Annotated in this window: 23 protein-coding genes; 18 read left to right on the top strand and 5 right to left on the bottom strand. The window is 34.0% G+C overall.

Going from position 1 to position 24,141, the window contains the following annotated elements; genetic code table 11:
* Positions 1-11: 11 nt before the first annotated feature.
* The gene (locus ACYH9I_RS03835; RefSeq protein WP_483559070.1) at positions 12-1,130 is read left to right on the top strand and encodes a glycosyltransferase family 9 protein; all 1,119 of its coding nucleotides are present in this window, start codon (positions 12-14) and stop codon (positions 1,128-1,130) included.
* A gap of 142 nt (positions 1,131-1,272) precedes the next feature.
* Here ACYH9I_RS03835 and ACYH9I_RS03830 read toward each other — a convergent pair whose 3' ends face one another.
* Positions 1,273-2,223, bottom strand: a complete 951-nt coding sequence (locus ACYH9I_RS03830; RefSeq protein ID WP_483559068.1) for a glycosyltransferase family 8 protein — start codon at positions 2,221-2,223, stop codon at positions 1,273-1,275.
* Positions 2,224-2,369: 146 nt separating this feature from the next.
* Here ACYH9I_RS03830 and ACYH9I_RS03825 point away from each other — a divergent pair, with 146 nt between their 5' ends.
* The 4 genes from ACYH9I_RS03825 to tsaB all read left to right on the top strand — a co-directional run bounded on the left by ACYH9I_RS03825 (position 2,370) and on the right by tsaB (position 7,245).
* Positions 2,370-3,347 (top strand): glycosyltransferase family 8 protein, encoded by a 978-nt coding sequence (locus tag ACYH9I_RS03825; RefSeq protein WP_483559066.1) that lies wholly within the window; start codon positions 2,370-2,372, stop codon positions 3,345-3,347.
* Positions 3,348-3,358: 11 nt separating this feature from the next.
* Entirely contained in the window at positions 3,359-4,333 is a 975-nt protein-coding gene (locus ACYH9I_RS03820; RefSeq protein WP_483559064.1) for a glycosyltransferase family 8 protein, read from the top strand.
* Between the two features lie 295 nt (positions 4,334-4,628).
* Entirely contained in the window at positions 4,629-6,533 is a 1,905-nt protein-coding gene (gene yoaA, locus ACYH9I_RS03815) for a DNA repair helicase YoaA (protein ID WP_483559062.1), read from the top strand.
* Positions 6,534-6,564: 31 nt separating this feature from the next.
* Complete coding sequence (gene tsaB / locus ACYH9I_RS03810; RefSeq protein WP_483559060.1) at positions 6,565-7,245, top strand: tRNA (adenosine(37)-N6)-threonylcarbamoyltransferase complex dimerization subunit type 1 TsaB; 681 nt, start codon at positions 6,565-6,567, stop codon at positions 7,243-7,245.
* A gap of 69 nt (positions 7,246-7,314) precedes the next feature.
* On the opposite strand, the gene ACYH9I_RS03805 is transcribed toward tsaB, so the two are convergent.
* Positions 7,315-7,578 carry a GrxA family glutaredoxin gene (locus ACYH9I_RS03805; protein WP_091347437.1) on the bottom strand — a complete coding sequence of 88 codons (264 nt, stop codon included), beginning with the start codon at positions 7,576-7,578 and terminating at the stop codon, positions 7,315-7,317.
* 391 nt (positions 7,579-7,969) lie between these two features.
* Here ACYH9I_RS03805 and ACYH9I_RS03800 point away from each other — a divergent pair, with 391 nt between their 5' ends.
* From ACYH9I_RS03800 to ACYH9I_RS03785, 4 genes are all read left to right on the top strand, one after another.
* A complete protein-coding gene (locus tag ACYH9I_RS03800; protein ID WP_483559058.1) occupies positions 7,970-8,659 on the top strand; it encodes a DUF2884 family protein in 690 nt (229 codons plus the stop codon).
* Positions 8,660-8,722: 63 nt separating this feature from the next.
* Positions 8,723-9,574 (top strand): bifunctional methylenetetrahydrofolate dehydrogenase/methenyltetrahydrofolate cyclohydrolase FolD, encoded by an 852-nt coding sequence (gene folD, locus ACYH9I_RS03795; RefSeq protein WP_483559056.1) that lies wholly within the window; start codon positions 8,723-8,725, stop codon positions 9,572-9,574.
* 71 nt (positions 9,575-9,645) lie between these two features.
* Positions 9,646-10,137, top strand: a complete 492-nt coding sequence (ppiB, locus tag ACYH9I_RS03790) for a peptidylprolyl isomerase B (protein ID WP_174796074.1) — start codon at positions 9,646-9,648, stop codon at positions 10,135-10,137.
* On the top strand, positions 10,091-10,879 hold the full coding sequence (locus tag ACYH9I_RS03785; protein ID WP_483559053.1) for a UDP-2,3-diacylglucosamine diphosphatase: 789 nt from the start codon (positions 10,091-10,093) through the stop codon (positions 10,877-10,879). The genes ppiB and ACYH9I_RS03785 overlap by 47 nt, the downstream gene beginning before the upstream one ends.
* Here the strand turns inward: ACYH9I_RS03785 and modC are convergent.
* Genes modC through modA form a run of 3 tightly spaced genes read right to left on the bottom strand, consistent with a single transcriptional unit; the run spans position 10,858 to position 13,017 of the window.
* Positions 10,858-11,538: a molybdenum ABC transporter ATP-binding protein gene (gene modC, locus ACYH9I_RS03780; protein ID WP_483559051.1), complete on the bottom strand. Its 681-nt coding sequence runs from the start codon at positions 11,536-11,538 to the stop codon at positions 10,858-10,860. The two genes, ACYH9I_RS03785 and modC, sit on opposite strands and share 22 nt — an antisense overlap.
* 5 nt (positions 11,539-11,543) lie before the next feature.
* A complete protein-coding gene (gene modB, locus ACYH9I_RS03775; protein WP_483559049.1) occupies positions 11,544-12,233 on the bottom strand; it encodes a molybdate ABC transporter permease subunit in 690 nt (229 codons plus the stop codon).
* A gap of 31 nt (positions 12,234-12,264) precedes the next feature.
* Positions 12,265-13,017, bottom strand: coding sequence for a molybdate ABC transporter substrate-binding protein (gene modA / locus ACYH9I_RS03770; protein ID WP_483559047.1), 753 nt, complete (start codon positions 13,015-13,017; stop codon positions 12,265-12,267).
* A gap of 275 nt (positions 13,018-13,292) precedes the next feature.
* On the opposite strand from modA, the gene ACYH9I_RS03765 reads away from it, so the two are divergent.
* From ACYH9I_RS03765 to amtB, 9 genes are all read left to right on the top strand, one after another.
* On the top strand, positions 13,293-14,081 hold the full coding sequence (locus ACYH9I_RS03765; RefSeq protein ID WP_483559045.1) for a TOBE domain-containing protein: 789 nt from the start codon (positions 13,293-13,295) through the stop codon (positions 14,079-14,081).
* Positions 14,082-14,096: 15 nt separating this feature from the next.
* Positions 14,097-15,569 (top strand): molybdate ABC transporter ATP-binding protein ModF, encoded by a 1,473-nt coding sequence (modF, locus tag ACYH9I_RS03760; protein ID WP_483559043.1) that lies wholly within the window; start codon positions 14,097-14,099, stop codon positions 15,567-15,569.
* Between the two features lie 383 nt (positions 15,570-15,952).
* Complete coding sequence (gene uvrB, locus ACYH9I_RS03755) at positions 15,953-17,956, top strand: excinuclease ABC subunit UvrB (RefSeq protein WP_483559041.1); 2,004 nt, start codon at positions 15,953-15,955, stop codon at positions 17,954-17,956.
* Positions 17,957-17,981: 25 nt separating this feature from the next.
* On the top strand, positions 17,982-18,332 hold the full coding sequence (locus tag ACYH9I_RS03750) for a RidA family protein (protein WP_483559214.1): 351 nt from the start codon (positions 17,982-17,984) through the stop codon (positions 18,330-18,332).
* A 170-nt stretch (positions 18,333-18,502) separates the two neighbouring features.
* Positions 18,503-19,003, top strand: coding sequence for a 5-(carboxyamino)imidazole ribonucleotide mutase (gene purE / locus ACYH9I_RS03745; RefSeq protein ID WP_483559039.1), 501 nt, complete (start codon positions 18,503-18,505; stop codon positions 19,001-19,003).
* Between the two features lies 1 nt (position 19,004).
* On the top strand, positions 19,005-20,075 hold the full coding sequence (gene purK / locus ACYH9I_RS03740) for a 5-(carboxyamino)imidazole ribonucleotide synthase (protein WP_483559037.1): 1,071 nt from the start codon (positions 19,005-19,007) through the stop codon (positions 20,073-20,075).
* Positions 20,076-20,123: 48 nt separating this feature from the next.
* Positions 20,124-21,611 carry a dGTPase gene (dgt, locus tag ACYH9I_RS03735; protein ID WP_483559035.1) on the top strand — a complete coding sequence of 496 codons (1,488 nt, stop codon included), beginning with the start codon at positions 20,124-20,126 and terminating at the stop codon, positions 21,609-21,611.
* Between the two features lie 268 nt (positions 21,612-21,879).
* Positions 21,880-22,218 carry a P-II family nitrogen regulator gene (glnK, locus tag ACYH9I_RS03730; protein ID WP_160402694.1) on the top strand — a complete coding sequence of 113 codons (339 nt, stop codon included), beginning with the start codon at positions 21,880-21,882 and terminating at the stop codon, positions 22,216-22,218.
* Between the two features lie 21 nt (positions 22,219-22,239).
* The gene (gene amtB / locus ACYH9I_RS03725) at positions 22,240-23,520 is read left to right on the top strand and encodes an ammonium transporter AmtB (protein WP_483559032.1); all 1,281 of its coding nucleotides are present in this window, start codon (positions 22,240-22,242) and stop codon (positions 23,518-23,520) included.
* Positions 23,521-24,141: the final 621 nt, after the last annotated feature.

The raw sequence follows: 24,141 nt of genomic DNA, 5'->3' as shown, positions 1-24,141 counted from the left end.
TTAAAAGACATATGATTAATAAAGTACTAGAATGTATTAAATACTTGAATAGGCAGAGAAATTTAAAGGTAAAACCGTTTAAATTGGCTATTAAATTAGCTTTGTTAAATCGAAAAAAAAAAGTAAGGTCTGCATTTTTTCCTGAAAAGTATCGTTCTGTAGCAATTCTTATGAATGATCAAGGAATTGGCGATGCAATAGTTACTTCCTATTTAATTAATACTCTTCGAGAAAATGGCTTTCAGGTTTATGTCGTAGTAGAAAAAAGGATAGCCTTTCTTTTTGATAAATTTATTTCTGTAGATGGGGTTTTATTCTACGATAGGAATAAAAACATAAAACAGATAAAAGAACAATTACAGAGTATAAGAATTGATGTCGCAATTGATCTGGTTGATAAAGGCCAAAATAGTGTAAGGCGCGCTCAAATAATTCAAGCTATCAATCCATTACATACAATTGGTTTTAATCAAGATAAATATAAATTGTATGATACATCAATTTATTATCACGAATACAAATCTCATATTTCAAAGCGAAGTCAGAAAATACTTGAGTTTATGGGTATTCAGTCCACGCCTATAAGATACTTTGTTCATATTCCAACAGAAGCTGAGCTTTCGGCTAAAGATTTTATAAGTTCGTTGCTTTCTTCGAATAAAAATATCATTATTTTTAATCCTTATGGTTCAAATGAGGCTAGAAGTTTTTCTAATTCTCAAATTGATACAACTTTATCCTTTTTATCACAATATGATAATTGTATAACAATTGTCGTGGGCGAACCTAATAAAATATCTCATATTAAAGCTAAAAAAAATATTATTATCAATCCATTATCTTCTTTTTTTGAAAGTGTTGCTTTAGTGAAGTTTTCAAATTTGGTGATTTCTGTTGACACTTCAATTGTGCATATTGCTTCTATTTATAATAAAAAAATGCTTTGTGTTTATAATAATCGGATTATTGATAATAAGTTTATTAATAATTATGTGTGGGGACCTAATTATTCCAATGCAATACAAATATTTACTAATGATTATTTAGGTACCGGACTTGGTGATCCGATAGCGAATCTTGATATTGGTATTGTGCTCGAACAATTAAAATTAGAAATAGAAAAATTATAAAAGTTGAATCAAAAGAATAGGAATAATTTTGATGGATTTAAAGCAAAACAACTTAAATATTATTTAACATACCCTTATTATCAAGCACGGTTCAAGATAATTTAATAGGGGAAATTGATAAATATATCTAAGCGAGTTAGATCTAATTTTTTAATTTATAGCCTAAATAAAGTAAATAATATTTTAAGCCAGTGATGAATTTTTTCTCTTTGATGCTGTTTTTGGCATAAATACGATAATCATTAACGCGCATTTTGGGTTTATAACTTTTAAGTGGACTATTGGTCCAAGGAGTAAAATGTTTATAAAAACAATAGATATTTTGCGCAAGTCCTATATGTTCTTGATACCACATTTTTCTGGCACCCGTAAAATGGATGATATAGGGTAAATCTTCTTTATTATAAAAAAATGTTTCTTTTTGTTTATCATCCATCCAAGTAAATAAATAATTCCAATTAGGATCGATAAATAAGACTTGATGCTGTAAAACTATATTTAGTGCATCTTGGTCTGGGTAGATTAAATCTTTTTGTTCTAACGATAATAAGATGTTATTTGTTTTAGTTTCTGTATCAAATTGCATCCAGTTATTAACATTAATATATAAAAAACCAGAGTTAAAATAATTTTCAGACGTTAACTTGAGTCTTTCTTTATTTTTTAACATATTTTGTTTATCTAACGAGTCAGGTGTTACAGCACAAATAACTGAATCTATATTTGTGTTTAAAATCGGCGATATGTCAGTAAAGCACAGTACATCTGCATCTAAATAAATAAATTTATCAACAATGCCATGCAATAGTCTAGGAACTGACAATCGAAGGTACATTGAGCGATTAATATGTTTTATTTTGTTATTTTGTGTATCTGAATACTTGTTTAATTCATCGGCAGGAATTGAATAGAGCGTGATTGATGAACTAATATGTTGTAATTTTTCTTTTTCTTCTGCAGTTACATCATATAAAAAAACATGAAAATGAATATTATTATGCATATTATTAAGCATGATAGAGGTAATTGAAACACCTACATGTTCAAGATAATTCGAGTCTGTACAATATGCAATATTAATACTCTTATCCATTTCCGATACTCTTAAAAAAATTAACGTTGTTATTTAGTCATTACTGACATTATATGTCAATATAAAATTTATTATTACTTCATTGTTTAATTTAACGTATGTTACAATATTGTAAATTTTTAATCTTGGTTTTAAGACAGCATAAGATGAAAGAAAACCTTTTTATTAGTAAAATTACAACATTATTTAATAATACCATAGAATCTTCACAGACCACACATATCGCATTTTGCTTCGATGATAATTATGCAATGCCTGCTGGTATTGCTATGTCTTCTGTTGTTTTGAATAATCCAGATAAAAATTTGGTGTTTCACTTATTTGCTAATAACGTATCGAATGAAAAAATCATAAGATTTAATCAATTAAGTAAAGAAAATGTGACTATAATTTGTTATGAAATTAGTGATGATTTTTCCATTAACCCTGATACTTTAGTTTTACATGTTTCAGCGTCAACGTGTTTGCGGTTTGTTGTTCCACAAATTTTAAATAAAATTACTTCGAGGGTTTTATATCTGGATTGTGATGTCTTATGCACCCGTAATCTTAATGAATTAATCAACACTGATTTAACTGATAAATATTCTGCTGTCGTCCCTGATGTGGATAAAACGCAAGAAAAACAATGTGCAGCTTGCGATATTCCATATGGCGAATATTTTAATGCAGGAATGATTTATATTAATACGGATATGTGGGTGCAAAATAACCTTACTGAAAAAGCATTTTCAATGATTAATAGTGGCAAAGTATACAAATTTGCCGATCAAGATGTGTTAAATATTTTAATGCAGGGTAAAACCGTATTTTTACCTCAATGTTTCAATAAATTAACGTCACTTACAGTAGGTGGTGAAGAGGACAATCTTATTGATAAAGATAATGTGATTATTCATTATGTCACCGGAAATAAGCCTTGGTATCAACTATATTTAACGCCACTCTATCAAAGTTATATTGCTTCCTCTCCTTGGGCTAAGGATAAATTATTACTCGCTAATGAGAATGCACCATCAACGACAAGACGATACGCTAAGCTTCTTGCAAGCCAACATAAATATTTTTCTGCTTGTAAGTATTATTTACTGTATTTAAAGCATAAAATTTTCAAAAAGCATTAAGGATTAACCGTGTGATTAATGTTGATAAGTTTATTAATAAACGAAATGAATTATTATTATGTGATTTTTTAAATAATACCCCTGTATTACATATTTTATTATGTTTTGACAATAATTATGCTCTATCGGCAGGAGTGGACATTATTTCTGTTATTGAAAATAATAAAAATCGGCAAATTCATTTCCATCTTTTTACGCATAATATTTCAGAAGTAAATAGGCAAAAATTTGCCGCCATTAAATTTGATAATGTCTCTATAACAGAATATGTCATTAATGAGCAGTTCAAAATAGACCAAAAAAATACTGAACAGTTTCCTATAGCGGCTTGTGTTCGATTAATTGCTCCAATAATTTTAAGAGATGTTGCTGAAAGGTTGCTTTATATTGATAGTGATACACTTTGTCTCCAAAACTTAGCATTTATTTCTGATATTAATTTAGATTCAGCGGTTATCGCAGCTGTTGCTGATGTTTCCTATATGCAAGCGTCTCAATGTTCTAAATATAACGTAAAGTTTGGCACTTATTTTAATTCTGGTGTTATGTTAATTAATATTCCACTTTGGTGTCAGGAGGATATTACTTCTAAAACACTAACTCTATTGAATAGTGGTGAAAAATATCAATACCCAGATCAAGACGTATTAAATATTGCAATAGGTGAAAAAAGGATTCTATTAGCAAAGAAATATAATAATTTATTGGCGTTATCAATAAATGGCAATGAAGATTCAAATGTCCCAGATGATACTGTATTGATTCATTATATTACTAAAAACAAACCTTGGCACCAACCTTATCGTTCAACATTATTTGATTTTTATTTACAACAATCACCATGGAAAAATGACGAGCTGCCTTTATATAGTTGTAAAAAAACCTCCTCAATACGAGCTTATTCTCGATTAATGTTTGAGCAAAAAAAATATTTATCAGGACTTAAGCATTATTTTATTTATTTGAAAACCAAATTGACAAAATAAAATTTGTTTATTGGTTCTTTATTCTTTGAAATCTAGGGCGTTATTTACTTTGATGAGTAACGTTCACAATTAAAGATGGCTTTGGTGACTCAAGGATGCCTATATATCTTTTTCGCGCGGTTACTGGTATAGTACAGCAGTTTTTATGTTATTAATTGTTTCATTTTGTGACAATAAATTCATCTCATTTTGGAAATAAGCTGTGATGTTTTCATAATGTTGTATTTTCCCTAGAATATATTTTCTTCATTTTATTGTTGTATTGAACTTATCTTTTTTATTAGGTGTATTTTAAGTGATTGATGATTTTGCTGAGAATGGTTTGCTTGCTAAGGCTATTGACGGTTTTGTAGCAAGAGAACCACAACGAAACATGGCAAGTAAAGTCTCTGAATCAATAAAAAAACAGCGTTCTCTTGTGGTTGAGGCGGGAACAGGGACTGGCAAGACCTTTGCTTATTTAGTTCCTGCATTACGTAGTGATAAAAAAGTAATACTTTCTACTGGCTCTAAAAATTTACAAGAACAGCTATTCAGCAAAGACTTACCAATAATCAAAAAAGCATTAAATTACACAGGAAAAATAGCCTTGCTTAAAGGCCGAGCTAATTATCTTTGTTTAGAACGGCTGTATCATCAATATGCAGCAGCAGGAGATCTTGATAAAGATTTGCGTGTTGATTTAGTTCGTGTAAAAAATTGGTCAATTAAAACCAAAGATGGAGATATTAGCAAATGCACTACTGTCACGGAAGAAAACCTAATTTGGCCAATATTAACAAGCACAAATGATAATTGTTTAGGCAGTGACTGTGAACACTATAGTGATTGTTATGTTGTCAAAGCGCGTAAACGAGCCCTAAATGCAGATGTTGTTGTAGTTAACCATCACTTATTTTTAGCTGATGTTGTAGTAAAAGATACGGGCTTTGGTGAACTTATTCCTAAAGCAGATGTCATGATTTTTGACGAGGCTCATCAACTACCAGATCTTGCTTGTCACTATTTTGGAGAACAGCTAACTAGTCGGCAACTTTTTGATCTTGCTAAAGAAATTAACCTAGCTTATCGTACCGAAGTTAAAGATATGTCTCAGTTACAGCAATGTGCAGATAAACTACAAAAATGTACGCAAGACTTACGAATTGTTATTAACCAACAGCCACCAAAAGGTAATTTACGCTTTTTATTTAACCAAGAAGCAGTTAAAAAAGAGATTTCTTATCTTGTTGATGCATTAGATTTTTGTCACGAAGTTTTGTTATTGACGGTTGGACGTTCGACAACGTTAGATAACTGTTTTGAACGAATTAATCAATATAGTATGCTACTAAAACGCTTGAAGGAGACAAATGTAACTGGTTTTAGTTATTGGTATGAAAGTAGCCATAACTATTTTGTTTTTGCGCTAACACCTTTGTCTGTTGCCGATAAATTTACTGAACTATTAACACAGCGAAAAGGCAGTTGGATTTTTACATCAGCAACGTTATCGGTTGATAATCAATTAGATTATTTTACTAAACGCTTAGGGCTGACAAATGCTGATTCACTAATATTAGAAAGCCCATTTGATTATATTAACCAGACGATTTTGTGTGTTCCACGTTATATTCCATCGCCAAATGAGCAAGGCAATGCCGAAAAATTAGCCAATATTTTGTTGCCTGTTATTGAAGCTAATAATGGTCGTTGTTTCTTTTTGTGTACCTCATATGCAATGATGAATGCACTCGCTAAACAGTTTCGAGAATTAACCAAATTACCAGTATTAGTACAAGGTGAAACCAGTAAAGTTAAATTGCTTGAACAGTTTATTCATACGGGCAATGCGCTACTTATTGCTACGAGCAGTTTTTGGGAAGGGATCGATGTTAGAGGCGATACTTTATCATGTGTTATTATAGATAAATTACCGTTTACGTCGCCTGATGATCCGTTAATTAAAGCCCGTATGGAGGATTGTCAAATGCAGGGTGGGGACGCATTTAATGATGTACAATTACCCGAAGCTGTGATCACCTTAAAACAAGGTGTAGGGCGACTAATTCGTCATCACAAAGATCGTGGTGCGGTTATCATCTGTGATAATCGTTTGGTGATGCGACCTTACGGCGCAACATTTATTAATAGTTTACCACCCTCACCAAGGACACGGGACATAAATAAAGTTATAAACTTTTTAATAACTAAAAGCTAAATGATAATAGATAAAATTTTTTGGAAAAAACATGAGTACTATTTTAGCCATTGATACTTCAACAGAAGCTTGTTCGGTTGCTTTACTTTACCGTAACGAAATCACTCACGATTTTATTTTATCTGCTCGTGATCATACTAAACAAATATTACCGATGGTTGATAGACTTCTTAAACAATCAGACTGTTCACTTACGCAAGTTGATGCAATCGCTTTTGGCCAAGGTCCTGGTAGTTTTACTGGCGTTAGAATTGGTATTGGCGTGGCTCAAGGTTTAGCGTTAGGTATTGATAAACCTATGATAGGTGTGTCAACACTGATGACTTTGGCTCAAGGTGTTTATCGAACAACGCAAGCAACAAACGTTATTGCCGCAATTGATGCTAGAATGAACGAAGTCTATTTAGGTCAATACCATTACGTTAACGAGCAATGGCAAGCGGTTATTGCTGAATGTGTTATTAAGCCTGAAAATGTAATCGAAAAAGTGAAGCATATCAGTCAAAATCATTATTGTGCAGGTACGGGGTGGCAAACTTATCCTGATATGATTAATCATATAAAACAAAGTGATATATTATTGCCTAATGCACAAGATCTTATTGTTATTGCCAAGGATAAATGCAAAAAAAATGAATTGGTTAATGTTGAAGATGTACAGCCAACTTATTTACGTAACGAAGTGACTTGGAAAAAGTTGCCTGGACGATAACGGCAATAATATAAAACAAAAAAGCCACTTATATGTGGCTTTTTTTGCTTAAAATTAGGAGGGGGCGCTTTATTTATAAAGCCCTAAATGCTCTTTCGCATAGGCCTCAAAATCAGTGCAGCCACCGATTGGCTTTTCATCAATAAAAATTTGCGGTACAGTTTCAACAGGTTTACCTACACTTTTAGAAAGATCTTCTTTGGTAATGCCTTCTACATTAATATCGACATAGCGATAAGAAAAATCATCACGCTCTTGAGATAGTTTTTCGGCTAGCTCTTTAGCTCGAACACAATAAGGGCATCCTTGACGCCCAAAAATTACAGTATACATTTGTCACCTCGAATAAGTTGTTTACATATATCATTACTATACGTTACTTTTAATTTAAAAAAAGTGGTTAAATATAGTTAATTAAATAGATTATATCTATTGATAATAGGCTTGAAAAGTCAATCAGGTTTTATGCTTAAAATTGTGGAAAAGACGGTTTTGTCCCTATAAAAATCGTTCAGGAAAGGTATTGATTTTATTGAAGTTTTTTTTGGTGTATTTTTTGAGGAATTTATACCTTTCAATTGCTATTTTTTTATAAAATATCAACTAGATAACATATGTTGACTTTGATTTGTGTGTTTTTCAACTACAGCATATATTCAAGTTTATTATATTTATTTCCTGATAGACGTTATAATCTATATGAATTAACTAGCTGGATATGAATATGCTGAAAAAATTGTTATTGATTGCTTTATTACTACCTATCACCGTATTTGCTGCTAAAAAAGAGTGTGGTGTTAAACCCAGTTATGATATTACGATTAGCAAAGAAAGTGTTCATATCTTTAATAAAAAAAATGATTTAACTATTACGCCAAATGGTAATGTGGTTTTAAATAAACAATCAGTAACACTTAATCCGCCATTACAAAAAAAACTGGTTCAATTTCAACAAGACTTACGCAAGCAGTTACCGCAATTAGAACAACAATCGTTAAGTCTTTTATTAGACGTGAAAATGACTTTTGAACAGGCAATAAAAAATCAATTGAGCGACGATAATGAACTAAAAAGTGAATTAAACAAATTATATAAACGTTTAGTTAAGTTGTTACATGCTTCGATTATTACAGAAAATGGCAATACACGATTTTCTTACCAAAATTTTAATAATCTAAAAAAAGATGGCGAAGATATCGGTCAGCGCATTTTTTATAATGTTGTGGGAGGAAGTATTTTGCATTTCGATTTCTTTAAAAATTTAGGTGCAATCAAACAAATCTCTAAAAATGAGTGGAAAGCTCAAAAACCTAAATTAAAAGCTTTTGATGCTCATATTTGTTCTGTGATTACCGATATTGATGCGCAATACAAAGAAATATTAACTCAACTTAATCAATCTAGTCATAAGTAAATAGACATTAATAAAAACTTTTGCGAAAATGAGGCCTTTACTATGATAGCTAAACGGAAGCTTATGACTGCACATATCATTGATGGAAAAACATTAGCACAACAAATACGAACTGATATTGGTAATAAAGTTAACACACGTATTAAAAACGGTCTATCTGTTCCAGGGCTTGCTGTAATTCAAGTGGGTTCAGATCCCGCATCAAAAATTTATGTCAAAAATAAGCAAAAAGCTTGTGATGATGTTGGTTTTATTTCATTTGCGTATGACTTCCCAGCGTCGACTACCGATGAGTTATTGGCATTAATTGATGAACTCAATCAACGATCAGATGTACATGGTATTTTAGTACAACTTCCTTTACCTGATAATATTGATAAAACTAAGGTGCTTGAACGTATTGATCCGAGTAAAGATGTTGATGGTTTTCATCCTTACAATATTGGCCACTTATTACAACGTGATCCGATTTTACGACCATGTACACCATATGGTGTGGTTAAAATGCTTGAATCAACAGGTATTAATTTATCAGGATTAAATGCCACTGTGGTTGGTGCATCAAGCATCGTAGGTCGTCCTATGGCATTAGAATTATTGCTATTAGGTTGCACAACAACCATTACCCATAGTCGTACCGTTGATTTAGCCAAACATGTGAGTAATGCAGATATCGTTGTTGCAGGAGTTGGCATTCCTAATTATGTTAAGGGTGAGTGGATAAAACCAGGCGCAATTGTTATTGATGTTGGTATCAATCGTCTGCCAGATGGTAAATTAGCTGGTGATGTGGAGTTTGATGCTTCAGTTAAACGGGCAGGTTGGATAACGCCTGTGCCAGGTGGTGTTGGTCCAATGACTGTTGCTATGTTGATGAGCAACACGCTTGAAGCCTGTGAAAAGTTTAGTAAATAAAATTACTTTAAATTTATTGAGTTTGGAATTAATAGATTTACGTTAAATTAAAAAAAGAGTAGGGAATTTTTATGATTACATTTCACACTAATTTAGGTGATATTAAAATCAAAACTTTTGACGATAAGGCGCCAGAAACCGTTAAAAATTTTGTTGAATATTGCAAAGACGGTTTTTACAACAACACAATCTTCCATCGTGTTATTAATAATTTCATGATTCAAGGTGGTGGGTTTGAACCTGGTATGAAGCAGAAAAAAACAAAATCGCCAATAAAAAATGAAGCAGATAACGGACTAAAAAATGATCGTGGCACTTTAGCGATGGCACGAACATCTGATCCACACTCTGCGACTGCACAATTTTTTATCAACGTAGTGGATAATGATTATCTTAACTTCCGCTCTGCTGATGTTAATGGCTATGGCTATTGTGTTTTTGCACAAGTCGTCGAAGGGCTAGACGTTGTTGATAAAATCAAAGTCGTTAAAACAGGGCGTAGCGGTATGCATTCAGATGTACCTGTGGAAGATGTCATTATTACGAGTGTTACGGTTGAATAATCCTGTTCGTTATTTTATCGCTGATATTCATCTAGCTGATAATGAGCCTGATGGTTATATAGGTATAACCGCAGGCTTTCTTTCTTTTTTAAATACACTACCCGATAATTGCGAACTGTATATTTTAGGGGATTTGTTTGACTATTGGGTTGGTGATGATGTCAAAACCAATATACAACAACAAATTGCACTGGCATTACAAGCCTTATCAAAACGTCATATCAAAAAATATTTTGTGCATGGTAATCGTGATTTTCTGTTAGGCAAAAGATATGCTCAGCAGTGTGATATGATTTTATTGCCAGAAATTAACTGCTTGCCCAATCAAGAAAAAAATATTGTTTTTTTACATGGTGATTTATTATGTATTGATGATCTTCAATATCAAAAATTTAGAAAAGTTATGCATAATAGATGGTTACAAAAACTGTTTTTATTACTTCCGCGCTTTGTTCGGCTTAAAATTGCGGCTAAGTTACGGCAAAAAAGTAGCCTGCATAATCAAATTAAATCTGAATCTATTATGGATGTCAATCAACAAGCGGTGGTTGAAATGATGGTCGAATATAATGCGGATATTATGGTACACGGACATACGCACAAACCTGCAACACACCATTTTCAAATTGAAGGCAACCGTGCAACTCGTATTGTGCTGGGGGCATGGCATGATGGCGTGACATATATCAAACAAGAACAAAATAGTAATACTTTAGCTCTTTATAACCATTCTTTTAAATAATCACTTTGTAAAACATGCTCGACTTTACCAAACTCAATTAGCTTGCCTTGATCTAAAATTGCTACATTATTGGCTATCTTTTTAACTTCATTAATATTATGTGTTACATAAATAATTGGTATATTTAAATCATTAGCTAACTTATCAATATAAGTTAATAGCTCTTTTTTTCTAGGCATATCAAGGGCGGAAAGCGGTTCGTCCATCAGTAGCAATAGCGGATTGGTTAATAGTGCTCGACCGATTGCAACTCGCTGTTTTTCGCCACCAGATAACATTGTTGGATAGCGATTTAATAATGAGTGAATATTAAGTACATTCACGATTTCGTCAAATTTTGAAGAATTGAAGTTTTTAGCACCATAAGTTAGGTTTTTAATCACTTTATAATGAGGGAAAAGTAATGCATCTTGAAAAACGGTGCCAATCTGACGTTTTTCAGGTGCGATAAAAAGGTTCTTATCACAATCAACCAGTGATGTGTTATTGAGTTTGATATAACCTTGGTCGGGTTTAATTAATCCATTAATAAGGTTGATTAGCGTTGATTTCCCCGATCCTGAAACGCCTAAAATAGCAGTAACGCCTTGGCAATCTATATCATGATTGAATTGGAAAGAAAATGAAGCCAATTGTTTGCTAACCTGTATTTTTAACATAGTGATTATCCTGCTAGCTTCCTCTTATGCCATCGATTTAATAATTCGGATAAAAAAAGGGCAATGAGCGATAACACAATCGAAATAATACAAAGTCGTAAAGCACCTCGTTCACCATTAGGGATTTGCAGAAATGTGTACATTGCGAGTGGTAAGGTCCGAGTTTCACCTTGAATATTTGATACAAATGTAATTGTTGCACCGAATTCTCCTAAACAACGTGCAAAGCCGAGTACCATTCCCATTAAAATCCCAGGAAAAGCTAAAGGTAAAGTGATCGTGATAAATACTCGCCACTTATGGGATCCAAGAGTTCGAGCAACGTTTTCAAAGCGTATATCAATGGATTCAATGGCTAAACGAATTGAACGTACCATTAGAGGAAATGCCACTATCGCTGAAGCTAAAGCCGCACCTTGCCAATTAAAGCTAAAACTGAAATGAAAATTGTTATTTAACCACCCACCAATAATGCCGTGCCGTCCCATGGTTATTAGTAATAAATAACCTAAAACAACCGGTGGCAAAACAAGTGGAAGATGCACAATACTATCAAATACCGATTTACCCCAAAATTGACAGCGTGCCAATATCCAAGCCGTTAAAATACCTATTGGTAAACTAAAACCAATTGCTGCAAAGGCTATTTTTAAACTAAGTAGCAAGGTTTGCCATTCAAATTCGCTTAATAACATAGTTGTATCTTTTTATACCACCCGTGGTAAATTACTTTGTTATGAACCCATATTTTTCAAAAATGACTTTAGCGTGCGGTGAATTTAAATATTGATAAAAATCGTTCGCTTTTAAGTTTAATAACGTGATTGGATATTCAATAGATTTGAATGTATTTGCAGGGAACGTTCCAATAATTTTCACTTTATCACTTACTTTGGCATCGGTGTTGTAGACAATGCCAAGGGCGGCCTCGTTACGCTCAACTAACATCAAAGCGTCTCGAACATTGCTAGCTGGGGCAAATTGTGGTGATAATTTGTCAAATACTCCTAAATTAGTGAGTGATTCTTTTGCATAAAGGCCCGCAGGAACGTGATCTGGATCACCAATGGCAATTCTTTCGTCTTTAGGTAAAATCGCTTGCCAATTGGTATTGTTATTGATTAAGACGTTATCTAATGGTGAACTTTTTGGGGCAATAAGAACTAATGCATTTTTTAATAGGTCTTGTTTATCCTTCGCAATATTATGCTCAATAAGGTAAGTCATCCACTTTTGATCGGCTGACATAAATATATCGGCAGGGGCTCCTTGTTCAATTTGTTTCGCTAATACTGATGACGAAGCAAACGAAAATACAATATCCACATCTTGATGTTGAGTTTTATAAGCCGTTGCAATATCTTGCATCGCATTAGTTAATGACGAGGCGGCAAATACAGTCAATTTTTCAGCCGCTATTGCTGAAAAAGTCATCGCTATCATTGCCAAAGCACTAATAATTTCAATCAATTTCTTCATTTTTTTCTCACAATAAAAATAAGTTAATTTTGATGGTTCATGTTTTTGTAGATATTTGGCTGTGATGGAATATCTCCAGCGATTAAGTAAATTATCTAACAATCGCTATATAAAAAAAAACATATCGATATTAGCAAAATTTATTTATAAAGTACAACTAAACTGATGCCAGGCAGCAATCAATAAGATTTGTTGCATATTTTGATGGAATATGAAAAAGCGTTTACAATAATCACTCATATCTCCTCCAACTTGGTTGTGTATGGTGTTAAATTATGTTCTCTCCTGAAATTTTATTAACGTTGAATATTCAGCAACGGTTATTTACTGATCCACGGCGCATTATGCTGTTAAAAGCAATTGAACAAACAGGCTCATTAAGTCAGGCTGCCAAGCAAATTGGCATTAGCTATAAAACAGCGTGGGACGCTATCAATGAAATTAACAAATTAGCGCCTAAACCTTTTTTAATTACTGCAATTGGCGGTAAAAATGGTGGTGGCACTAAGCTGAGTGCTTATGCTGTTAGGTTCATTCAACTTTATGATCTATTAACTCAGTTGCAACAAACTGCATTTAACATATTGAGTGATGATAAGGTCCCATTGGATGATATTTTAAAAGCTACAGCAAGATTATCATTGCAAACAAGTGCACGAAATCAGTTATATGGCACAGTTAAGCAGATTCAAACAAGCGATGTTGCAGGTTTTATTACTGTACTACTCTGTGATAATCAAACTGAGTTAACAGTTTACATTACGCAGTCGAGTATTGAGCGGTTAAAGTTGAGTATTGATAAAACTGTCTTGTTACTAATTAAAGCTCCGATGATTGAATGGGCAAATACAAAAGAGATCGAGAATGAGAACCACTTATTGGTTACCGTTGAACAGATCACAACAGATGGCAAATGGAGCGAAATTGCTTTTTCATTATCTTCTGGTGTCGTGCTTTATGCTAGCAAATTAGCTGATGAAGTTAAACAATCAGCCTTAACCGTAGGTAAACAGACTACGTTATTTATTCATCCACAACATATTATTGTTGCGACATTAGTTTAGCAATATGAGGTTACCATGCTACAAATAGAAAAAGCACATTTTAAAATTAGTGATTACCAAGTTTTTATTATTGAATCGTTGTTAATCAATCAAGGCAGTCATGTTGCTTTTGTGGGGCGTAATGGTAGTGGTAAATCCATACTAGCTAAAGCACTAGCAGGAGAACAAAAATTATTAACAGGAAAAGTTATCAATCAATTTAAATCTATAACCCGTATCTCGTTTGAACAGCTTCAAAAGCTGATTGATGATGAATTTAAGCGTAATAATACTGATATGCTAAGTGAAGGTGAAAATGATATAGGCTTAACTACTGAACAAATCATTCAAGAAAATAATTTTAATCAACAACTTTGTCAGCAATTAGCAACACAATTTGGCATTAGTCACCTATTAACCAGACGCTTTAAATACCTTTCAACGGGCGAAACACGCAAAACCTTAATTTGCCGAGCCTTGATGCAGCAACCTGATTTTTTGATATTAGATGAGCCATTTGATGGTTTAGATGTGGCATCACGTGCAAATTTAGCTAAAATACTTGCTGACCTTGCAAAACAAAACATTACTATTGTTCTTGTTCTAAATCGGTTTAATGAAATTCCTGATTTTATCGAAAATATTGGTATATTAGCTGATTGTCAACTCTTGAAAATTGATACAAAGAGCACAATATTAAACGATGCAACAGTTAAGCAATTAGCTGATTTGGAAAATATACCCAATATGCCATTACCAGAAGCTGATGAATCACCAACACGATTAGCAGATCAATTAGATCGAGTCATATTAAATAATGGCTATGTCCGTTATGACGATAAAACAATTATTAATGGATTAACTTGGCAAGTCAAAGCCAAACAAAATTGGCAAATTGTTGGACCTAATGGTGCAGGTAAATCGACGCTATTAAGTCTAATCACCGGCGATCACCCACAAGGGTATAGCAATGATCTTACTTTATTTGGTCGAAAACGTGGCTCGGGCGAAACCATATGGGATATTAAACGCCATATTGGTTATGTCAGCAGTAGCTTACATTTGGATTATCGTGTTAGTTCTAGCGTTAAAAATGTATTATTGTCTGGCTATTTTGATTCGATCGGTATCTATCAGGCTCCCAGTGATAGACAAGCTAAATTGGCTGATGAATGGTTACAGTTGTTAGGTTTACAGACGCAGGCGGATAATCCATTTCAATCGCTCTCTTGGGGACAACAACGATTAGTTTTGATAGCTAGAGCTTTAGTCAAACATCCGACACTGCTTATTTTAGATGAACCATTGCAAGGGCTAGACCATCTTAATCGAGAATTAGTCAAACGCTGGATAGATCGCTTAATTAGTGAAGGACATACTCAGTTACTCTTTGTGTCTCATCACGCAGAAGATGCACCTAAATGCATCACTCATCGATTAACTTTTGTTCATGACTTTGATGATAGCTATCAATATCGCTTTGAACAGTTAAGCGAAATAATTAGTTAAACCTATTAAAAACAGGTTTAAAAATAGGAAAAACCATAAAAATAAAATGGATTTTTTTATGAAAATTTATCTTGATATTTGAAAAAAGTTTATAAAGGTTACACTTATGAAGTTATCCCCGTTACCTGTGGATAACTCTGTGAGTAGTTTATTTAAAAAAGCGCTAACCTCAGTCACTATCAGGATTTTTCTTGATTTGATTGCAACTTAATCACGAAAATATTTTTTGTTTTATATCAATTGCTTATCATAAATCAAGGTATAAATTCATTAACTTTTTTATACATAAGAAAGGGAACTGAACGAAAAATAGAAGATTTTTAAAGGTCAAGTCCTTTTGGGGATAATTTTTATTAATAGGTAAAATATTAGGTTGTGATGTAATGAAAAAATTTAAATTATGTTCCGAATTTAAGCCTGCTGGTGATCAACCTGAAGCAATAAAAAAAATTAATCAAAATATTGAAGATGGAATTGCTCATCAAACATTATTGGGCGTAACGGGATCAGGTAAAACGTTTACTATGGCAAACGTTATTGCTACACATAACCGCCCAACAATCATTTTAGCGCCCAATAAAACACTGGCAGCTCAGTTATATGGTGAAATGAAGGCCTTTTTCCCTGAAAATGCGGTTGAGTATTTCGTATCTTATTATGATTACTATCAACCTGAATCTTATGTACCTTCAACCGATACATTTATTGAAAAAGATGCTTCAATCAATGAGCATATAGAGCAGATGCGCCTTTCTGCCACTAAATCATTACTCGAACGACGTGATGTGGTGATCGTTGCTTCAGTATCGGCAATTTATGGTTTAGGTGCGCCAGAAACCTATATGTCAATGATATTGCACCTAACAAAAGGCACGATAACCGATCAGCGTTCAATCTTAACTCGCTTGGCCGAATTGCAATACATGCGTAATGAAATCAACTTTAGTCGTGGTACGTTTCGTGTTCGAGGGGATGTGATAGACATCTTTCCTGCTGACTCAGATGAACTTGCAGTGCGCGTAGAGTTATTTGATGACGAAGTCGATCGTATTGTTATGTTCGATCCACTTACCGGTAATAGTATCAATGAAGTATCACGGATTACTATCTATCCAAAAACACACTATGTAACGCCAAGAAACATTATGGAAAATGCCATTGCGCAAATTAAACAAGAGCTTAAAGAGCGACAAAAAGTATTGTTAGATAACAATCGCCTACTGGAAGAACAACGTTTAACTCAGCGAACACTATTTGATATTGAAATGATGACCGAACTGGGCTATTGCTCTGGCATCGAAAATTACTCGCGCTTTTTAGCCCAGCGTAATCCGGGTGATCCGCCAGCAACGTTATTTGATTACTTGCCTCCAGACGGATTATTATTTATTGATGAATCGCATGTTGCAATTCCACAAATCGGCGCAATGTATAATGGTGACCGCTCACGTAAGCTTAACCTAGTTGAATATGGCTTTCGTTTACCGTCAGCGTTAGATAATAGGCCTTTAAAGTTTGCAGAATTTGAAAATATTATGCCACAAACCATTTATGTATCAGCAACACCTGCCAAATACGAAATTGAAAAATCAGGTGGTGAAATTATTGAACAAGTGGTTAGACCTACAGGATTATTAGATCCCATTATTGAAATTCGACCGGTTGCAACACAAGTTGATGATCTGTTATCTGAAATCAAAATTCGTATTAACAATGACGAGCGCGTTTTGGTGACCACACTTACTAAACGAATGGCAGAAAATTTAACTGATTATTTGTCAGAACATAATGTCAATGTCAAATATTTACATTCAGATATTAATACGGTTGAACGAATGGAAATTATTCGAGACTTACGTTTAGGGAAAGTGGATGTGCTAGTGGGAATTAACTTATTGCGAGAAGGTCTAGATATACCTGAAGTTTCTTTAATAGCAATATTAGATGCTGACCGTGAAGGTTTTTTGCGTTCTGAAAGCTCGCTCATTCAAACTGTAGGACGTGCAGCTCGAAACGTGAATGGTAAAGCGATATTATATGCTGATAGAATTACTCCAGCGATGAAAAAAACAATTGACGAAACCGCTCGCCGTCGTCAAAAACAGGAAAACTTTAATACAGCACATGGCATCACACCAAAATCAGTACGTAAAGAAATTAAAGATATATTAGAGGCCGGTTTAAGCACTAAGAAATCGACAGCTAAAGTACAAGCATTTGAGTCAGGTAAACCTTATCATTATGTTTCAGTTAAGGAAGTACAAGCAAAAGTGAAAGAACTTGAAACAATGATGTATGAAGCGGCTCAAAATCTTGAATTTGAAAAAGCGGGTGTACTACGTGATGAAATAAAAAAATTGCGTGCGGATTTTATTAAAGTATCTTAATGACGCATCTAAAAAGGAAAATATGATGACAATAACACGAATTGATCCCGATGATCGCTGGTCTGAAGCTGTGATTCATAATAACGTAATTTATTACACAAGTGTTCCTACTGAGCTTGAAAATGATGCTTATATACAAACCAAAAGTGCATTGGCTGAAATTGATAAAATATTAGCACGAGCCGATAGTGATAAATCACTTATATTGGATGCGACATTATTTTTGGTCAATAAAAGTGACTTTGCTGCAATGAATAAAGCGTGGGATGAATGGGTAGCTAAAGGGAGTGCGCCAGTTCGTTGCACAGTGCAAGCAGGCTTGATGAAAAAGGAATATCTGATAGAAATTAAAATTGTGGCTGCTGTAAAAGATTAACATTTCCATTATCGCCGATACTATTCGGCGGTATCACTTTGATTATTCAAATTATACTACCCTAACTCGGTGTATTTATTGCCAATAGATAAAATCGTGACTATCCCAATCCCCTAAATTTTAGTGTATACTTTACATACATCCTATTTTTAATTATTCAAACATTCGCTATGCACACTCAACCTAAAATTGCCATTGTCATGGGTTCTAAAAGTGATTGGGACACCATGCAACAAGCTGCAGATATCTTAGATGCATTGACTATTTGCTACCATGTTGAAATCGTTTCAGCACACCGTACACCCGATAAGTTATTTCGCTTTGCTGAAGATGCTAAACAAAAAGGCTATGATGTGATCATCGCTGGCGCTGGCGGTGCAGCTCATTTGCCCGGTATGTTAGCCGCTAAAACGCTTGTTCCTGTATTAGGTGTCCCGGTACAAAGTGCTGCATTAAATGGTGTTGATAGTCTTTATTCTATTGTTCAAATGCCTAAGGGCATTCCTGTTGGCACTTTAGCTATAGGTAAATCTGGTGCGGCTAATGCAGCATTACTTGCTGCGCAAATTCTTGCTTTACACGATCAAGATATTTATCAACGCTTATCAACATGGCGATTAACTCAAACTGATGAAGTGTTAAATCACCCAGATCCAAGAGTGGATGCATAATATGAAAACTCAATCTGTTTGTGTATTAGGTAATGGTCAACTAGGGCGAATGCTTAAACAAGCGGGAGAACCGTTAGGTATTAAAGTTTATCCTGTTGGATTAGATGCAGATCCTGCTACTATTCCATATCAACAGTCAGTGATCACAGCCGAAATTGAACGATGGTCAGATACCCCTTTTACGCAAATTTTAGCTAAGCATCCTCATTTTATTAATCGAGATGTTTTTCCGCTTATTGCTGACCGTTTAACTCAAAAACAGCTGCTTGATGAACTTGGTTTACCCACAGCTAAATGGTTTACGCTTAATCATTCTCAAGATTGGCCAACTTTATTTACTGAACTGGGTGATCTACTAATTGTTAAACGTCGAACGGGTGGTTATGACGGACGAGGACAATGGCGTATAGCTGTTAATCATCCAATCACCGTCTCAGACGACATTTATCAAAACGCAATTGTTGAGCAGGCTATTCCATTTGAAAAAGAGATGTCATTAGTGGGCGCGCGTAATGCAAAAGGTCAAACGGTATTTTACCCGCTTACCAATAATTTACACCAAGATGGCATTTTAAAAATGAGTGTTGTGCTACCAAACCAATTCCCTTTATTACAAACACAAGCCGAAAAAATGCTATCTGCCATTATGCATAAATTGAATTATATTGGCGTAATGGCAATGGAATGCTTCATTGTTGGTGATAAATTACTAATTAATGAACTGGCTCCACGGGTACATAATAGTGGTCATTGGACACAAAATGGTGCTTCGATAAGCCAATTTGAATTGCATCTTCGTGCCATATTAGATTTACCACTTCCTAAGCCAGACGTTTTTGCTCCATCAGTTATGGTTAACTTAATTGGTACAGAATTAAATCTTAATTGGCTATCTATCGACTTGGTACATATGCATTGGTACGAAAAAGAGGTCAGAGCAGGGCGTAAAGTAGGGCATTTAAACTTAACTCATAGCCAGTCTAGTCAATTATTAAAAGCGTTAGAAAATCTAATACCTCTATTGCCTAATGATTATCAAAAAAGTATTGAATGGGCAGAGCAAAAATTATAACAATTTAGCAAACTAAACTGGTTAAGACGATGAAATTAGAGATAGACCATGATCAACTTTAATCAAAAAATCAATTATCAACGTTATGCTAGCAAACAGCGTGAATCACTATCTGATGAATACTCAATAGTACGTTGTTTTGAAAGTGATCGTGGCCGCATCATTAATTCAGCAGCTATTCGTCGCCTACAACAAAAAACGCAAGTTTTTCCATTAGAACGGAATTCAGTGGTTAGAACGAGGCTTACTCACTCTATGGAAGTGCAACAAGTCGGTCGTTACATTGTCAAAGAAATTATCAATCGCCTTGGCAAAGTAGGAAAATTAAAAAAATATGGACTTGATAATTGCATAATGGCGATCGAAAGCCTAGTTGAAATGGCTTGTCTAATGCACGATATTGGTAATCCTCCATTTGGTCACTTTGGTGAGGCCGCCATTAATAAATGGTTTACACAACGCTTAGGTCTTGGCAAATCTACACTTTATCCAGTTCTTGAAATCAATGATAACGATGATGACAAAATAAAAGAAATTAAAACCAAAATTCGCCAAGATTTATCAAATTTTGAAGGTAACGCGCAAGCAATTCGTTTAGTTCATTCCATATTACGTCTCAATTTAACTTATTCACAAATTGCCTCGATTCTTAAATATTCTAAACCAGCTTATTGGTCAAATCAGGTGCCTGCTGAATTTTCTTACTTAATGAAAAAACCAGGCTATTATTTATCAGAAGAACCATTTATTGAAGAACTTTACAAACAGCTTGATATCAAACCATTTCATCGTTATCCATTAACTTACATTATGGAAGCGGCCGACGATATCTCATATTGTATTGCCGATCTTGAAGATGCTGTTGAAAAAAGAATCCTAACAGTAAAACAGCTTTACACCTATCTAGCAGAAGCATGGGGTCCAATTAAAAAAGGTGATTTGTTTGATACAGTAGTTAAACGCCCTTATGAAAACCTAACACAGAATGAATTTGATGCAATTGGCATCGATCAGTTTTTTATGTATCTGCGAGTCAACACCATAGGTAGACTGGTACCACATGCAGCCGAGCGCGTTATTGAAAATATTGAAGCCATTTATTGTGGCTCGTTTAATCATGCTTTACTTGAAGATAATGGTGCAGAATATAAATTACTTAATATTTTTAAAACAGTCGGCTTTAAACATGTGTTTAATCATGAATCGGTCGAAAATATCGAACTTCAAGGATACCGAATTATTAGCGGATTACTCGATATTTATAGCCCACTGCTTGATATGCCTACCGATGATTTTTTAAAATTGGTTGAGAACAAACATCACAAGGATTATCTTATTGAAACGCGCTTATATCATAAATTATCTTCAAAACATTGCGTTGCTTATGAGCAAGCAATTAGCAAACTTAAACCAGATGAAGCAAACTTTGCTTGCATGGAATTTTATTACCGATGTCGCTTACTACAAGATTATATTAGCGGTATGACTGACCACTTTGCTTATGACGAATATCGTAAACTAATGGTGACATTCTAATTTGCACGACATCCTAATTGAGTATAATTGTTTGGCACCAATAATACACATTGGCACCATATTAGTGCATAGCTAAGTGACAATATATCAAAGCAGACTTTTATTGTTTATATCTTTAATCAATTAAATTCAATCACTAAGCTTGAACTTTTATAACGGCTCACTTCCATTTCTCTTATCAATTCTACTTAAATTATGCGAAGTTATCTATTTTTGGCATGATCTTTGCAGTAATTGTGTTGTATTTCATATTTATTAGGAGCAATTGATGAAATTAGTTACTGTAGTAATAAAACCTTTCAAATTAGAAGAAGTTCGAGAAGCCTTATCCAATATAGGTATTACAGGATTAACAGTTACTGAAGTCAAAGGTTTTGGACGACAAAAAGGTCATGCTGAGCTATATCGTGGCGCCGAATATAATGTCAATTTTCTACCTAAAGTTAAAATTGACTTAGCTATTAGCGACGATCAGCTTGACGAAGTCATTAGTACCGTGGCTAAAGCAGCACATACGGGCAAAATTGGTGATGGCAAAATTTTTGTTACCTCACTTGATCATGTGGTACGTATACGTACAGGCGAAACCGACGACTCAGCACTTTGATTTATTGTTAAGGATATCATTATGTCAAAAAAAATTATTTTTTCTTTAGCGATTTTATTTTCAAGTTCCGCTTTTGCAAATGAAGTTGCCATAGTCGATAAAGCTGATAATGGATTTATGATGATCTGTACTGCTTTAGTACTTTTTATGTCTGTTCCCGGTATTGCTTTGTTTTATGGCGGTTTATTACGTTCCAAAAATGTACTATCAATGTTATCTCAAATTCTTGTAACTTTTTCACTTATTGCCGTGTTATGGATTACTTATGGTTATTCACTCTCCTTTGGTGAAGGAAATTGGTTTTATGGTAACTTTAACCATTTTTTATTAACAGGCATTGGAATTACGGATGTGTCAGGATCAATTTATGAACTCATATGGGTCGCATTTCAAGGATCATTTGCTTGTATTACCTGCTGTTTAATTCCAGGCGCTTTCGCAGAAAGAATTCGCTTTTCAGCCGTATTAATTTTTATGGTGTTATGGTTTACATTTTCATATATTCCTATGGCTCATATGGTATGGGGGGGCGGAATTTTAGGTGATGAAGGTGCGCTCGATTTTGCCGGTGGTACTGTAGTACATATTAACGCAGCGATTGCTGGAATTGTTGGTGCTTATTTAATTAAAAATCGTCTTGGTTATAATCGTGAACCACTAAAACCATTTAACTTGCCTTATGTTTATCTTGGTGCTGCAATTCTTTATATTGGTTGGTTTGGTTTTAATGCCGGCTCATCAACACATGCTGATGAAATCGCAGGTTTAGCCTTTATTAACACAGTTGCTGCAACTGCAGCTGCAGTTTTAGCATGGACATTAGCTGAATGGTTTTTACGAGGCAAGCCATCATGCCTTGGTTCTGCATCAGGTGTGATAGCTGGATTAGTTGGCGTAACACCTGCTGCCGGCCTTGTTGGTGTTGGTGGTGCAATGTTAATTGGTTTTATTTGTGGATTTGCAGGGGTATGGGGAGTATCAACACTCAAAAGAATGCTAAAAGTTGATGATACATGTGACGTATTTGGTGTGCATGGCGTATGTGGTATTGTTGGTTGTATATTGACTGGTATTTTTGCATCAGAATCTCTTGGGGGAGTTGGTTATGCAGAAGGTATCACAATGGTAAGTCAAGTAGGGATCCAATTGATGAGTGTTATTACCTGCGTAATTTGGACTACGGTGGTGGCTTATATTGCTTATAAAATTGCAGATGTTTGTGTTGGCTTAAGGGTGTCAGAAGAACACGAACGGGAAGGTCTTGACATAAATAGTCATGGCGAAAGCGCTTTTAATAATTAATTATCAAGTAAGAACATAATTAATTAATCAGTTAAAAATAATAAGTCACTTAAACTAAAATAATTTACAGGATTTTAATCCTGTAAATTATCGCTTTGATTCATTATTGTTAATAAGCATCCTTTTTTAGTTGTTCCAAAGTATAATGTTATTATTTCAGACAACGGTGTCGCCAGAACAATATTAACGAAATTACAAAACGATAAATGTGTGCGTTATTTAATATTTTGGTGAGGCTGACTGATTATTTTTTATTTTAAACGTTTATATGCGGAAAAATGCTTCATGATCAAAACCCTCCAAAAACTCATAAGGCGTTTTACCGAAAATCGCTTAAGCTTTGGCTTTCTATTTTTTGAATCTTCTAATATTGGCTGATTATGCTATATCTCCACTAAAGTGCGTATTACACTTTTCCAGTTTTCCCATTCGTCTGTGGGTAGGTCTAGTAAATTTCTAGTTTATTTGATTGGTTGTTATCTGTTTTAACAAATAGATATTTGCCAGTATTTTAATATTCACATCCGTTATCCGAATAAATACTCTTTAGTCTGTTTTTTAGTAGTTTCTCAAATTACTGCAAACAACACGAGTAATTCCTATATATAAACTGTTTACAAA

It is taken from the genome of Gilliamella sp. X-23, assembly GCF_057063545.1.
Note: the sequence above shows the minus strand (reverse complement) of the source record. Positions and strands in the feature narration are given on the sequence as shown.

What these genes read in the sequence shown, in the direction of transcription:
- ACYH9I_RS03785 (WP_483559053.1), top strand. Translation starts at nt 10,091, where the DNA reads ATGTACCTGTGGAAGATGTCATTATTACGAGTGTTACGGTTGAATAAT.
- purK (WP_483559037.1), top strand. Translation starts at nt 19,005, where the DNA reads ATGAAAACTCAATCTGTTTGTGTATTAGGTAATGGTCAACTAGGGCGA.
- ACYH9I_RS03830 (WP_483559068.1), bottom strand. Translation starts at nt 2,223, where the DNA reads ATGGATAAGAGTATTAATATTGCATATTGTACAGACTCGAATTATCTT.
- tsaB (WP_483559060.1), top strand. Translation starts at nt 6,565, where the DNA reads ATGAGTACTATTTTAGCCATTGATACTTCAACAGAAGCTTGTTCGGTT.
- folD (WP_483559056.1), top strand. Translation starts at nt 8,723, where the DNA reads ATGACTGCACATATCATTGATGGAAAAACATTAGCACAACAAATACGA.
- ACYH9I_RS03765 (WP_483559045.1), top strand. Translation starts at nt 13,293, where the DNA reads ATGTTCTCTCCTGAAATTTTATTAACGTTGAATATTCAGCAACGGTTA.
- dgt (WP_483559035.1), top strand. Translation starts at nt 20,124, where the DNA reads ATGATCAACTTTAATCAAAAAATCAATTATCAACGTTATGCTAGCAAA.
- glnK (WP_160402694.1), top strand. Translation starts at nt 21,880, where the DNA reads ATGAAATTAGTTACTGTAGTAATAAAACCTTTCAAATTAGAAGAAGTT.
- purE (WP_483559039.1), top strand. Translation starts at nt 18,503, where the DNA reads ATGCACACTCAACCTAAAATTGCCATTGTCATGGGTTCTAAAAGTGAT.
- uvrB (WP_483559041.1), top strand. Translation starts at nt 15,953, where the DNA reads ATGAAAAAATTTAAATTATGTTCCGAATTTAAGCCTGCTGGTGATCAA.
- ACYH9I_RS03835 (WP_483559070.1), top strand. Translation starts at nt 12, where the DNA reads ATGATTAATAAAGTACTAGAATGTATTAAATACTTGAATAGGCAGAGA.
- ACYH9I_RS03805 (WP_091347437.1), bottom strand. Translation starts at nt 7,578, where the DNA reads ATGTATACTGTAATTTTTGGGCGTCAAGGATGCCCTTATTGTGTTCGA.
- modA (WP_483559047.1), bottom strand. Translation starts at nt 13,017, where the DNA reads ATGAAGAAATTGATTGAAATTATTAGTGCTTTGGCAATGATAGCGATG.
- ACYH9I_RS03825 (WP_483559066.1), top strand. Translation starts at nt 2,370, where the DNA reads ATGAAAGAAAACCTTTTTATTAGTAAAATTACAACATTATTTAATAAT.
- ppiB (WP_174796074.1), top strand. Translation starts at nt 9,646, where the DNA reads ATGATTACATTTCACACTAATTTAGGTGATATTAAAATCAAAACTTTT.
- ACYH9I_RS03750 (WP_483559214.1), top strand. Translation starts at nt 17,982, where the DNA reads ATGACAATAACACGAATTGATCCCGATGATCGCTGGTCTGAAGCTGTG.
- amtB (WP_483559032.1), top strand. Translation starts at nt 22,240, where the DNA reads ATGTCAAAAAAAATTATTTTTTCTTTAGCGATTTTATTTTCAAGTTCC.
- modB (WP_483559049.1), bottom strand. Translation starts at nt 12,233, where the DNA reads ATGTTATTAAGCGAATTTGAATGGCAAACCTTGCTACTTAGTTTAAAA.
- modF (WP_483559043.1), top strand. Translation starts at nt 14,097, where the DNA reads ATGCTACAAATAGAAAAAGCACATTTTAAAATTAGTGATTACCAAGTT.
- ACYH9I_RS03800 (WP_483559058.1), top strand. Translation starts at nt 7,970, where the DNA reads ATGCTGAAAAAATTGTTATTGATTGCTTTATTACTACCTATCACCGTA.
- modC (WP_483559051.1), bottom strand. Translation starts at nt 11,538, where the DNA reads ATGTTAAAAATACAGGTTAGCAAACAATTGGCTTCATTTTCTTTCCAA.